Source organism: Bradyrhizobium sp. (genome assembly GCF_030654605.1).
Classification (GTDB): Bacteria; Pseudomonadota; Alphaproteobacteria; order Rhizobiales; family Xanthobacteraceae; genus Bradyrhizobium.
The window spans coordinates 23135-34756 of sequence record NZ_JAURXB010000223.1 but is presented as its reverse complement, the minus strand read 5'-3'; the positions used below and the strand labels follow the sequence as shown (position 1 = coordinate 34756).

At 64.3% G+C, this 11622-nt stretch carries 12 protein-coding genes; 5 read left to right on the top strand and 7 right to left on the bottom strand.

Annotated features, from left to right (window positions below):
* Window positions 1–257: 257 nt before the first annotated feature.
* Together dapF and mtaB are read left to right on the top strand one after the other, a co-directional pair.
* Window positions 258–1130 (top strand): diaminopimelate epimerase, encoded by an 873-nt coding sequence (gene dapF / locus Q7U29_RS20105; RefSeq protein ID WP_304744222.1) that lies wholly within the window; start codon window positions 258–260, stop codon window positions 1128–1130.
* A 2-nt stretch (window positions 1131–1132) separates the two neighbouring features.
* Window positions 1133–2404 carry a tRNA (N(6)-L-threonylcarbamoyladenosine(37)-C(2))-methylthiotransferase MtaB gene (gene mtaB / locus Q7U29_RS20100; protein ID WP_304744220.1) on the top strand — a complete coding sequence of 424 codons (1272 nt, stop codon included), beginning with the start codon at window positions 1133–1135 and terminating at the stop codon, window positions 2402–2404.
* Between the two features lie 167 nt (window positions 2405–2571).
* On the opposite strand, the gene Q7U29_RS20095 is transcribed toward mtaB, so the two are convergent.
* Window positions 2572–3294 (bottom strand): RluA family pseudouridine synthase, encoded by a 723-nt coding sequence (locus Q7U29_RS20095; protein ID WP_304744218.1) that lies wholly within the window; start codon window positions 3292–3294, stop codon window positions 2572–2574.
* Between the two features lie 28 nt (window positions 3295–3322).
* Between Q7U29_RS20095 and ftsY the strand changes: the two genes are divergently transcribed.
* Both ftsY and Q7U29_RS20085 read left to right on the top strand, forming a co-directional pair.
* A complete protein-coding gene (gene ftsY, locus Q7U29_RS20090; RefSeq protein ID WP_304744217.1) occupies window positions 3323–4264 on the top strand; it encodes a signal recognition particle-docking protein FtsY in 942 nt (313 codons plus the stop codon).
* 141 nt (window positions 4265–4405) lie between these two features.
* Entirely contained in the window at window positions 4406–5008 is a 603-nt protein-coding gene (locus tag Q7U29_RS20085) for a septation protein A (protein WP_304744216.1), read from the top strand.
* Window positions 5009–5104: 96 nt separating this feature from the next.
* Here the strand turns inward: Q7U29_RS20085 and Q7U29_RS20080 are convergent, their stop codons facing one another.
* From Q7U29_RS20080 to ccmA, 6 genes are all read right to left on the bottom strand, one after another.
* On the bottom strand, window positions 5105–5476 hold the full coding sequence (locus Q7U29_RS20080; RefSeq protein WP_304744215.1) for a helix-hairpin-helix domain-containing protein: 372 nt from the start codon (window positions 5474–5476) through the stop codon (window positions 5105–5107).
* A 224-nt stretch (window positions 5477–5700) separates the two neighbouring features.
* The gene (locus tag Q7U29_RS20075; protein WP_304744213.1) at window positions 5701–6297 is read right to left on the bottom strand and encodes a DsbE family thiol:disulfide interchange protein; all 597 of its coding nucleotides are present in this window, start codon (window positions 6295–6297) and stop codon (window positions 5701–5703) included.
* A complete protein-coding gene (gene ccmD / locus Q7U29_RS20070; RefSeq protein ID WP_304744211.1) occupies window positions 6297–6473 on the bottom strand; it encodes a heme exporter protein CcmD in 177 nt (58 codons plus the stop codon). Before ccmD ends, Q7U29_RS20075 begins: the two co-directional genes overlap by 1 nt.
* Window positions 6474–6478: 5 nt before the next feature.
* Window positions 6479–7210 carry a heme ABC transporter permease gene (locus tag Q7U29_RS20065; protein WP_304744209.1) on the bottom strand — a complete coding sequence of 244 codons (732 nt, stop codon included), beginning with the start codon at window positions 7208–7210 and terminating at the stop codon, window positions 6479–6481.
* A gap of 82 nt (window positions 7211–7292) precedes the next feature.
* Window positions 7293–7961 (bottom strand): heme exporter protein CcmB, encoded by a 669-nt coding sequence (ccmB, locus tag Q7U29_RS20060; RefSeq protein WP_304744208.1) that lies wholly within the window; start codon window positions 7959–7961, stop codon window positions 7293–7295.
* Window positions 7958–8560 carry a heme ABC exporter ATP-binding protein CcmA gene (ccmA, locus tag Q7U29_RS20055; RefSeq protein WP_304744207.1) on the bottom strand — a complete coding sequence of 201 codons (603 nt, stop codon included), beginning with the start codon at window positions 8558–8560 and terminating at the stop codon, window positions 7958–7960. Before ccmA ends, ccmB begins: the two co-directional genes overlap by 4 nt.
* Before the next feature lie 234 nt (window positions 8561–8794).
* Here ccmA and acnA point away from each other — a divergent pair, with 234 nt between their 5' ends.
* Window positions 8795–11515, top strand: coding sequence for an aconitate hydratase AcnA (gene acnA / locus Q7U29_RS20050; RefSeq protein ID WP_304744205.1), 2721 nt, complete (start codon window positions 8795–8797; stop codon window positions 11513–11515).
* Window positions 11516–11622 lie beyond the last annotated feature (107 nt).

Here is an 11622-nt window from a genome sequence, read left to right as displayed (position 1 = left end):
ATCAGCGCGATGCGAAAACAGTTCCTGAAATTCATTCGGATGTCCCCATAGGCCGTGCAGACTGGCGTTTCGCGGGCCTCGCCCCGGATCAGGCCGGCAAAACGCAACGCTGGAATATTAGCACGCGAGGCCCGATCTAGTCCCATGACAGATATGTCATGCGCGCCCGCCGGGTGTGGGCGCCCGACACAGATTTGCCGCACTGGCCAATCCGTCCATATTCGCCATATAAGACAGGCATAAGTGACGGAAATTCGATGAGCGCGCTCGCCAACCACGCATTCGCCAAGATGAACGGCATCGGCAACGAGATCGTCGTGGTCGACCTGCGCGATGCGCCCGCCGCCGTCACGCCGGAGGACGCGCGCGCAGTCGCCTCGCCGGCCGGGGTGCATTACGACCAGCTGATGGTGCTGCAGCCGCCGCGTCTGGCCGGCACCGAGGCCTTCATCCGGATCTACAACAATGACGGTTCCGAATCCGCCGCGTGCGGCAACGGCATGCGCTGCGTGGTGCGACGGCTGTTCGAAAAGACCGGCCAGACCGCCGTCACCTTCGAGACCCGGGCCGGCCTGCTGAACTGCTGGCAGGGACCTGCGCCCGATCTCTACACCGTCGACATGGGCGCCCCGAAATTCGGCTGGAAGGACATCCCGCTGGCGGAAGAGTTTCGCGACACCCGCTACATCGAATTGCAGGTCGGGCCAATCGATGCGCCGATCCTGCATTCGCCATCGGTGGTCTCGATGGGCAATCCGCACGCGATCTTCTGGGTCGACGACGTCAATGGCTATGATCTCGCCCGCTTCGGACCGCTATTGGAAAACCACCCGATTTTCCCCGAGCGCGCCAACATCACGCTGGCCCATATCGTCGATCGCGATCACATCACGATCCGCACCTGGGAGCGCGGCGCGGGGCTGACCAAAGCCTGCGGCTCGGCGGCCTGCGCCACCGCGGTGGCGGCGGCGCGACTGAAGCGCACCAACCGCGTGGTGCGGATCGCGCTGCCCGGGGGCGAGCTTGCGATCGAATGGCGCGAGGGCGACGATCACGTGCTGATGACGGGCACGGCTGATTTCGAATATGAGAGCCAGTTCGATCCCGCCTTGTTCGCCAGCGTCGCCTGACCATGGGCGTCGACATCGTCACCTTCGGCTGCCGTCTCAACGCGTTCGAATCCGAAGTGATCTTGCGCGAGGCCGGGCGGGCCGGGCTCACCGATACCATCGTCATCAACAGCTGCGCGGTCACCAACGAGGCCGTGGCGCAAGCGCGGCAATCGATCCGGCGGCTGAAGCGCGAACGTCCCTCGGCGCGCATCGTCGTGACCGGCTGCGCGGCGCAGACGCAAGCCGCGATGTTCGCGGATATGACCGAGGTCGATCGCGTCGTCGGCAATGACGACAAGATGCAGGGGCAAGCCTGGCGCAACGCGCGCGCCGCGTTCGACGCGGCGCCGGCATTCGGCATCGAGGCCAGTGAAAAGATTGCGGTCGCCGATATCATGGCGGTCACGGAGATGGCGCCGCATCTCCTGGAAGGATTTGCACGCGGCCTGCCGCGGGTGTTCGTGCAGGTGCAGAACGGCTGCGACCACCGCTGCACCTTCTGCATCATCCCCTATGGCCGCGGCAATTCGCGTTCGGTGCCGATGGGCGCGGTGGTCGACCAGGTCCGCGCGCTGGCCGAACGCGGCCACGCCGAGATCGTGCTGACCGGCGTGGACCTCACGAGCTATGGCGCTGACCTGCCGGGCGCGCCGAAGCTGGGCGCACTGACCAAACAGATTTTACGGCATGTGCCGGAGCTGAAGCGGCTGCGGATCTCGTCGATCGATTCGATCGAGGTCGACCGCGACCTGCTCGACGTCATCGCCGACGACGCGCGGCTGATGCCGCATCTGCATCTGTCGCTGCAGTCGGGCGACGATCTGATCCTGAAGCGGATGAAGCGGCGGCATTCCCGCGCCGATGCGATTGATTTCTGCGCGCAGGTGCGGCGGCTGCGACCGGACATCGCGCTCAGCGCCGATATCATTGCGGGCTTTCCGACCGAGACGGAAGAAATGTTCGCGCGCTCGCAGGCTCTGGTGGAAGAATGCGGCCTCACCTTCCTGCACGTGTTTCCCTATTCGCCGCGGCCGGGCACCCCGGCGGCGCGGATGCCGCAGGTCGACGGCAATGCGATCAAGCAACGCGCGAAGCGGTTGCGCGCAACCGGCGAGGCCGCGCTGCAGAAGCGGCTGGCGTCGGAAGTGGGCTCGTTGAGGCAGGCGCTGATCGAGAGTGGCACGCAGGGACGCACCGAACATTTTCTACCGGTGGCGATTGCGGGTGAGGTGCCCGGTGCAGTGCGGGCGCTTGTTATCGCCGGGCATGACGGCGCGCGGTTGACGGTGTAAAGCACTGAGCGCCACCATCCTCAACTCGTCATCGCCCGACTTGATCGGGCGACCCAGTACGCCGTGACGTCTCGTTTGAACTCAGGCGCCTCTGGAATGCTGGGTCCCCCGCTTTCGCGGAGGACGACAGCGCTGGTGTGGTCGCACCGTGCTCCGTCCACGGAAGCCTATTCCCCGTTCCAGCCACACATCCGCAGCCGCTCATGCAGATGCTTCGGCGCCGGCGCCACCACGCGCACCGGCTCCTTGTTCCTGGAAATCGGAATCACGATCTCGCGGGAATGCAGATGCAGGGTCGGCTCGCCAAAACGCGGACCGCTGCCGTAGATGTTGTCGCCGAAGATCGGCCAGCCCGATGCCGAGGTGTGGACCCGCAATTGATGGGTGCGGCCGGTGACCGGTTCGAGCGCGAGCCAGCTCAGTCCGCCGCCGCGCCCCAGCACTTTCCAGTTGGTGATCGCCGTCTGGCCCTCGGGGTCGGGTTTCTGCCACCAGCCGCGCTCGGCATTGAGGCGGCCGAGCGGCATGTCGATGATGCCTTCATCCTGGGCAGGGTCGCCCTCGACCACCGCCCAATAGGTCTTCGAAATCTTGCCATGCTTGAACAACAGGCCGAGCGAGGCGGTGGCCTTGCGGTGGCGTCCCAGCACGAGACAGCCCGAGGTGTCGCGGTCGAGCCGGTGGGCCAGCACCGGCGGCCGCGGCAGGCCGAAGCGCAAGGCGTCGAATGAGGTTTCCAGATTGGCGCCACCCTTGGGGCCGCGGTGCACCGGAAGCCCCGCCGGCTTGTCGATCACCAGCATCAGCCCGTCGCGATGGAGCACGCGGGACTGGATTTCCTCCGCGGTCAATTCGGGAACCGGGATCGTTTGGTCGAGACTTTCGCTCATGGCGCGAAACCGCTAACACACCGTCAGCATGAACGACACTCCGGAAAAGACAAAACTGAGCTGGTGGCGGCGGCTGTCCAGCGGGCTGAAGCGCACTTCGAGCTCGCTTGGAACCGCGGTTGCCGATCTCGTGACGAAACGCAAGCTCGACCGCGCCATGCTCGAGGACATCGAGGACGTGCTGCTGCGCGCCGATCTCGGCACCGAGGTGGCGGCACGGATCTCGGCGGCGGTCGGCCACGGCCGTTACGACAAGACGATCTCGGCGGACGACGTCAAAGCCGTGGTTGCGACCGAAGTCGAGAAGGTTTTGACGGCGGTGGCAAGGCCGCTGGTGATCGACGCGACGCTAAAGCCGTTCGTCATTCTGGTGGTCGGGGTCAATGGTTCCGGCAAGACCACCACCATCGGCAAGCTCGCCGCCAAGCTGGCGGCCGAAGGCCGCAAGGTGATGCTGGCCGCCGGCGACACTTTTCGCGCTGCCGCGATCGAGCAGCTAAAGATCTGGGGCGAGCGTACCAAATCGCCCGTGATCGCGGCCACGCAGGGCTCGGATTCCGCCAGCCTCGCCTTCAACGCGCTGACTGCAGCGCGCGAACAACAGCGCGACGTGCTGCTGATCGATACCGCCGGCCGGCTGCAGAACAAGGCCGAACTGATGAACGAGCTCGAAAAGGTGGTTCGCGTCATAAAAAAGGTCGACGACTCGGCGCCGCATGCGGTGCTGCTGGTGCTGGATGCCACGGTGGGACAAAATGCGCTGTCGCAGGTCGAGGCGTTTCATCGTACCGCAGGTGTTACGGGGCTTGTGATGACGAAGCTCGACGGCACCGCGCGGGGCGGAATCCTGGTGGCGCTGGCCGAGAAGCACAAACTGCCGGTGCACTTTATTGGAGTCGGCGAGGGCATCGACGACCTCGCGCCGTTCACCGCACGGGATTTCGCGCAGGCGATCGCCGGGATCGAGTAAGCTTCATCCTTCGAGACGCGCGCAAGAGCGCGCTCCTCAGGATGAGGTCGGAGCTACACAGGAAGCCCTCATCCTGAGGAGCATCGCGCGAAGCGACGCGTCTCGAAGGATGGCGGCACAGGGAATTTGATGGGTTCAACCATGGACAAAACCACGCCGCATCCGCTGTTCAAGCTCGCGACCGAACTCGGTCCGCTGATGATTTTCTTCATCGCCAATGCCAAGTTCAACCTGTTCGTCGCCACCGGCGCGTTCATGGTGGCGGTGACCGCGGCGATGATCGCGTCCTATGTGGTGACGCGGCACGTTCCGATGATGGCGATCGTGACCGCCGTCGTCGTCATCGTGTTCGGCACCCTGACGCTGGTGCTGCACGACGAGACCTTCATCAAGATGAAGCCGACGATCGTCTATTCGCTGTTCGCGGCGATCCTCGGCGGCGGGCTGCTGTTCGGCCGCTCCTTCATCGCCATCATGTTCGACCAGATGTTCAACCTCACGCCGCAGGGCTGGCGCGTCCTGACACTGCGCTGGGCGCTGTTCTTTTTCGCGATGGCGATCCTGAACGAAATGATCTGGCGGACCCAGACCACCGATTTCTGGGTCGGCTTCAAGGTGTTCGGCATGGTGCCGCTGACGATGGTGTTTGCAATCGCGCAGATGCCGCTGATCAAGCGCTATCATCTGGAGCCGGCATCGCTGGAAACGAGCGAAGCCGAAGCGGGCGACGTGACGAAGGGGTAGTTGTCTCAGCCGTCATTGCGAGGAGCGAAGCGACGAAGCAATCCAGCCTGCTTTACGAAACTGGATTGCTTCGCTTCGCTCGCAATGACGAATTAATCAGCTCTTCTGCTTGGCGATGATCTTGTCCTTGATGCCGTCATAGGTCTTCTCGGGCACGATCTTCTTGCTCACCAGTTCGTCCTTGCCCTTGTAGGGACGGCCCTTGATGATCGCGGCCGAATAGGCCTTGCCGACACCCGGCAGCGCATCGAGCTGTTCGGCGGTCGCTGAATTGATGTCGAGCAGTTCGACTTTCGGGGCCGGCGCCATCTTCGATTCGGTGGCCGGTGCCTTCGCGGGAGCGGCCGGCGCCATTTTGCTGTCGGATTTGGCGGCGGGCTGGGTGGCCTGGGCCATGACGGGCGAAGCCGTCAGCAGGCCGAGGGTGAGTGCAGTGGCAGCAAGTGAAGCAAGCGTGAAATGACGCATTTGGGTGTCCCTCCAAGGACTGTTTAAGTAACGCCATCAAGCTAGCTTCGAATTCGTGGCGGCGCCATGGCCGCCAAATGAACGGCAGATAAAAGCGGAAATTTATTTGCGGTGTGAATTCCTCATGGAGAGGAGGCGCGCTTGCGCCGTCTCGAACCATGAGAGCCCGGCTCCATCCTTCGAGACGCGGCGAAGGCGCCGCTCCTCAGAGGGTGAGGACCGAATCAACCCCCCGCCTTCAGCGCCTTCTCGATCTCGACCTTCAGCACGGTCTCGAAATTCGCCTTCGTCACCGGGCCGACCATCTTGTAGAGAATCGTGCCGGCGCGCCCGACCACGAAAGTCTCGGGCACGCCGTAGACGCCCCATTCGATCGAGCCGCGGCCGTTGCCGTCGACGCCGACGAAGCCGAACGGATTGCCATAGCGGCCGAGGAAGCGTCGGGCGTTGTCGGGCGAGTCCTTGTAATTGATGCCGACGAGCTGCAGCCGCTTGTCCTTGCCGAGCTCGGTCAGCAGCGGCGCCTCGTCGTGGCAGGGCACGCACCAGGACGCCCAGACATTGACGACGCTGACCTTGCCCTTGAAGGCGGCCGGATCGAGCCCGGGCACCTGGACGCCGTTCTGGATCAGTCCCTCCAGCTGCGGCAGCGCGGTTTGCGGCGCTGGCCGGCCGATCAGGGCGGAGGGGATTTTCGAGGCATCGCCGCCATAGAGCCGCACCAGGAACAGGCCGGCAACCGCCATGAAGCCGAGCAGCGGCAACGCCACCAGCCAGCGCCGTCGGCGCGGCGCGGCGCCCGGGATCGAGGGGGTGCCCATCAGATGTCCGCCACGCCGCGGCCGGAGCGCCTGGTCACGCCGCTGGCCTCGAGTTCGCGCAGGCGCGCCTTCTGGCGCCGGTAGTCGATCGCGATCCAGACGATCAGGATCAGCACCACGGCGGTTGCCAGCGCGTAGGACATCACGACGAAGGAGGCGTGGGGACTTGATAACATCGCGGTCACGCCGAACGCCGGCTGGCTTGCATCATCTGCAAGCTGCGCACCCGGCGGCGCAGGATCTCGTTGCGCATCGCCGCCAGATGCAGCGTAACGAACAACAGCGAGAACGCCACCGCCATCACCAAAAGCGGAATCAGGAAGCTGCGGTCGAGCGCAGGTCCGCCCATCCGCAGCACCGACGCCGGCTGGTGCAGCGTATTCCACCAGTCCACCGAGAATTTGATGATGGGCAGATTGAGGGCGCCGACCAGCGTCAGGATCGCAGCGGCGCGCGCGGCGCGCGACGGGTCTTCCACCGCGCGCCACAGCGCGATCAGGCCGAGATACATCAGAAACATGATCAGCACCGAGGTCAGCCGCGCATCCCATTCCCAATAGGTGCCCCACATCGGCCGCCCCCATAGCGAGCCGGTGACGAGGGCCAGAAAGGTGAAGGCCGCGCCGATCGGTGCCGCGGCCTTGGCGGCGACATCGGCCAGCGGATGGCGCCATACCAGCGTACCCAGGGCGGCAAGGCTCATCACGCCCCAGACGAACATCGCGAGCCAGGCGTTGGGCACGTGGATGAACATGATCTTGACGGTCGCCCCCTGCTGGTAGTCGTCGGGCGCCATCGCGGCCTGATAGAGGCCGACCAGCAGCAGGATAGTGGTCGCGGCCGCAAGCCACGGCAAAATCCGCGCGGTCAGGCTGAGGAACCGGGTCGGGTTGGCGAGATCGATCAGCGTCATGGCATCCCTGATAGTCGCAGCACTCGCGGCAGGCAATCTGACTTCGTTTGTTTCATTTTGTCTCAGCTAGAGTTGATCGGTATCAATCCAGGCCGTGCCGCAGGCTCGCCGCCGCTGCGAACGGTCCAATGACAAGACTGACCAGCGATAGCGCGCACAGGATCGAAAACGGCGTTCCGAACGATAGCGGCCCCGTGATCGCGGCCTGCGAGGCGGCGACGCCGAAAATCAGCACCGGAATCGACAGCGGCAGCACCAGCACGGCCAGCAGCAGCCCGCCGCGATGCAGCGTCACCGCCAGTGCGGCGCCGATCATGCCGGTAAAGGTCAGCGCCGGCGTGCCCGCCAGCAGGGTCAGCGCCACCGCCGCCGTTGCCGTCGCATTGAGGTTCAACAACAGGCCGAGTACCGGGGTGGCGAGGATCAGCGGCACCCCCGCGGCCAGCCAGTGCGCCAGCGCCTTCGCGGCACAGGTCAGTTCCAGCGGCGTGCGGCTCATCACGATCAGGTCGAGCGAGCCGTCCTCATGGTCGGCCGTGAACAGCCGGTCGAGGGTGAGCAGGCTGGCCAGCAGCGCGCCGAGCCAGAGAATCGCGGGGCCCAGCCGCGTCAGCAAGGCGAGGTCGGGGCCGACCGCGAACGGCATCAGCACCACCACGGTGAGGAAGAACAGGACGCCGATCAGTGCGCCGCCGCCGACCCGCAGTGAGATTTTGATGTCCCGTCGAATCAGCGCAGCCAGCGCGGTCATGCGGCGCCCCCGATCCGTAGTTCACGCGCGGCAATTCCCAGCGGGGCATGGGTGGCTGCGATGATCAGGCCGCCGCGGGCCAGATGATCGCCCATCAGGGCGGCGAACATCGCCTGCCCTGAAGTGTCGAGCGCGTTGGTGGGCTCGTCCAGCAGCCAGACCGGCCGCCTTGCGGCGAGCAGGCGGGCGATCGAGAGCCGCCGCCGCTGCCCGGCCGACAGAAATGCTGCCGGCAGCCCCGCAGCATGGTCGAGCCCCACCGCGGCCAGGCACTCCCTGAGGTCGAAGGCCTCGCCGCCGAGAAATTCCCGCCAGAAGGCGAGGTTTTCCGTGACGCTGAGGGCAGGTTTGAGCGCGTCGCGGTGGCCGAGAAGGTGGGCCTGTTCGGGCAGGGTAAGTTCTCCCTCGCCCCCTTCGAGACCGATCGATCCGCCTTCCGGGGTCAGCAGGCCCGCGATCAACCGCAATAGCGAGGTCTTGCCGGAGCCGTTGCGGCCGGTGACGGCCAGGGCCTCGCCGGCGGACGCCGCGAAATCGAGGCCCGAGAACACCTCCCGGCCACCCCGCACACATCTGACGCCGCTTCCCGAGAGCCGCATTCTGGCCTTTCACAGCCCTTTGGAAACTATGGGTACCGCAGCAGAATTTGTGGGTATCGTCATGCTGCAGCACGCTTGCCGGTGTGGCGGTGCTCCTAGAAAGATTCTATAAGCCGGAACTTGATGCAGCACACAATCGGCGGCTGCAAGCCACCAGCTTAGCCTCTTCGACGGTGCCTAAATACCCCTCTGAATACCCTTGCCGGGTATAACTGAAAATCGGGATTGCCACACATGACCTCGCTCGACAGCTTCAAATGCCAAAAGACCCTCAAGGTTGGTGGCAAGACCTACGTCTATTACAGCCTGCCCGCCGCCGAGAAGAACGGTCTGAAGGGAATTTCCAAGCTTCCTTATTCCATGAAGGTGCTGCTGGAAAACCTGCTCCGCAATGAAGACGACCGCTCGGTCAAGAAGGCGGACATCATCGCGGTCTCGAAATGGCTGAAGAAGCGCAAGCTCGAGCATGAAATCTCGTTCCGCCCGGCGCGGGTGCTGATGCAGGATTTCACCGGCGTGCCGGCGGTGGTCGATCTGGCCGCGATGCGCAATGCCATGCAGGCGCTCGGCGGCGACGCCGAGAAGATCAATCCGCTGGTGCCGGTCGATCTCGTCATCGACCACAGCGTGATCGTGAATTTCTTCGGCGACAACAAGGCGTTCGGCAAGAACGTGGTCGAGGAATACAAGCAGAACCAGGAACGCTACGAATTCCTGAAATGGGGCCAGAAGGCGTTTTCGAACTTCTCGGTGGTGCCGCCCGGCACCGGCATCTGCCATCAGGTCAATCTGGAATATCTCGCGCAGACGGTCTGGACCCGCAAGGAGAAGATGACGGTCGGCAAGAAGAAGGGCACCTTCGAGGTGGCCTATCCCGACACCCTGGTCGGCACCGATTCGCACACCACCATGGTCAACGGCCTCGCCGTGCTGGGCTGGGGCGTCGGCGGCATCGAGGCGGAAGCCGCGATGCTCGGCCAGCCGCAGTCGATGCTGCTGCCGGAAGTGATCGGCTTCAAGCTCAAGGGCGCGCTGAAGGAAGGCGTCACCGCCACCGACTTGGTGCTGACCGTGACGCAGATGCTGCGCAAGCAGGGCGTGGTCGGAAAGTTCGTCGAATTCTTCGGCCCCGGCCTCGATCACCTCTCGGTCGCCGACAAGGCGACCATCGGCAACATGGCCCCGGAATATGGTGCGACCTGCGGCTTCTTCCCGGTCGATGCCGCGACCATCGATTACCTGAAAACCTCGGGCCGCAAGGCTGACCGCGTCGCGCTGGTGACCGCCTACGCCAAGGCGCAGGGCATGTTCAGGACCGCCAAATCGGCCGACCCGGTGTTTACCGAAAAGCTGGTTCTCGATCTCGCCGACGTGGTGCCGTCGATGGCCGGACCGAAGCGTCCCGAGGGGCGCGTCGCGCTGCCCGCGGTTGCAGCCGGCTTCGCCGCCGCGATGACCAGCGAATACAAAAAGGCCATCGAGGCCTCGAAGCGCTATGCGGTGGAGAACCGCAATTTCGATCTCGGCCATGGCGACGTGGTGATCGCGGCGATCACCTCGTGCACCAACACCTCCAATCCGAGCGTGCTGATCGGCGCCGGCCTGCTGGCGCGCAACGCCGCCGCCAAGGGTCTCACGTCAAAGCCCTGGGTGAAAACCTCGCTGGCGCCGGGCAGCCAGGTGGTCGCGGAATATCTTTCCAATTCCGGACTGCAGCTCGCGCTCGACAAGGTCGGCTTCAACCTGGTCGGCTTCGGCTGCACCACCTGCATCGGCAATTCGGGCCCGCTGCCGGAAGAGATTTCGAAGTCGATCAACGACAACGGCATCATCGCCGCCGCCGTGCTGTCGGGTAACCGCAATTTCGAGGGCCGCGTCAGCCCCGACGTGCAGGCCAACTATCTCGCCTCGCCGCCGCTGGTCGTCGCCTATGCGCTGGCGGGAACGGTTACGAAAGATCTCTCGGTCGAGCCGATCGGAATCGGCAAGGACGGCAAGCCGGTGTACCTGCGGGACATCTGGCCGACCACCAAGGAGATCAACGCCTTCATGAAGAAGTTCGTCACCGCGGCGATATTCAAGAAGCGCTACGCCGACGTGTTCAAGGGCGACACCAACTGGCGCAAGATCAAGACCGTCGAGAGCGAGACCTATCGCTGGAACATGAGCTCGACCTATGTGCAGAACCCGCCCTATTTCGAAGGCATGAAGAAGGAACCGGAGCCGATCGTCGACGTCGTCGACGCGCGGATCCTGGCGATGTTCGGCGACAAGATCACCACCGACCACATCTCGCCGGCCGGCGCGATCAAGCTGACCTCGCCCGCCGGCAAATATCTCAGCGAGCACCAGGTGCGTCCGGCCGACTTCAATCAATACGGCACGCGGCGCGGCAACCATGAGATCATGATGCGCGGCACGTTTGCAAATATCCGCATCAAGAATTTCATGTTGAAGGGCGCCGATGGGAATATCCCCGAGGGCGGCCTGACAAAACATTGGCCCGACGGCGAGCAGATGTCGATCTACGACGCCGCGATGAAGTACCAGGCCGAGCAGGTGCCGCTGGTGGTTTTCGCCGGCGCCGAATACGGCAACGGCTCGTCGCGCGACTGGGCGGCGAAGGGAACGCGGCTGCTCGGCGTCCGCGCCGTGATCTGCGAGAGCTTCGAGCGTATCCATCGTTCCAACCTGGTCGGCATGGGCGTGCTGCCGCTGACCTTCGAGGACGGCGCGTCATGGACCTCGATCGGCATGAAGGGCGATGAGACGGTAACGATCCGCGGGCTGCAGGGCGAGCTGAAGCCGCGGCAGAAGCTGACGGCGGAAATCGTCTCCGGCGACGGTTCGCTGCAGCGCGTTTCGCTGCTGTGCCGCATCGATACCCTCGACGAGCTCGAATATTACCGTAACGGCGGCATCCTGCATTACGTGCTGCGCAAGCTGGCCGCGTAATCGTGATCGATGCCTCACCGCTAAGTGAGTGGCGAGTAACGGGAAGGCGGCCTATGAAGGGCCGCCTTCGCGCGTTCAAGCCGCAAATCCTGACGGCCAGATCCTAA

What these genes read in the sequence shown, in the direction of transcription:
- Q7U29_RS20080 (WP_304744215.1), bottom strand. Translation starts at nt 5,476, where the DNA reads ATGCGTCATTTCACGCTTGCTTCACTTGCTGCCACTGCACTCACCCTC.
- Q7U29_RS20095 (WP_304744218.1), bottom strand. Translation starts at nt 3,294, where the DNA reads ATGAGCGAAAGTCTCGACCAAACGATCCCGGTTCCCGAATTGACCGCG.
- ccmD (WP_304744211.1), bottom strand. Translation starts at nt 6,473, where the DNA reads ATGTTATCAAGTCCCCACGCCTCCTTCGTCGTGATGTCCTACGCGCTG.
- Q7U29_RS20065 (WP_304744209.1), bottom strand. Translation starts at nt 7,210, where the DNA reads ATGACGCTGATCGATCTCGCCAACCCGACCCGGTTCCTCAGCCTGACC.
- acnA (WP_304744205.1), top strand. Translation starts at nt 8,795, where the DNA reads ATGACCTCGCTCGACAGCTTCAAATGCCAAAAGACCCTCAAGGTTGGT.
- ccmA (WP_304744207.1), bottom strand. Translation starts at nt 8,560, where the DNA reads ATGCGGCTCTCGGGAAGCGGCGTCAGATGTGTGCGGGGTGGCCGGGAG.
- dapF (WP_304744222.1), top strand. Translation starts at nt 258, where the DNA reads ATGAGCGCGCTCGCCAACCACGCATTCGCCAAGATGAACGGCATCGGC.
- mtaB (WP_304744220.1), top strand. Translation starts at nt 1,133, where the DNA reads ATGGGCGTCGACATCGTCACCTTCGGCTGCCGTCTCAACGCGTTCGAA.
- Q7U29_RS20085 (WP_304744216.1), top strand. Translation starts at nt 4,406, where the DNA reads ATGGACAAAACCACGCCGCATCCGCTGTTCAAGCTCGCGACCGAACTC.
- ccmB (WP_304744208.1), bottom strand. Translation starts at nt 7,961, where the DNA reads ATGACCGCGCTGGCTGCGCTGATTCGACGGGACATCAAAATCTCACTG.
- ftsY (WP_304744217.1), top strand. Translation starts at nt 3,323, where the DNA reads ATGAACGACACTCCGGAAAAGACAAAACTGAGCTGGTGGCGGCGGCTG.
- Q7U29_RS20075 (WP_304744213.1), bottom strand. Translation starts at nt 6,297, where the DNA reads ATGGGCACCCCCTCGATCCCGGGCGCCGCGCCGCGCCGACGGCGCTGG.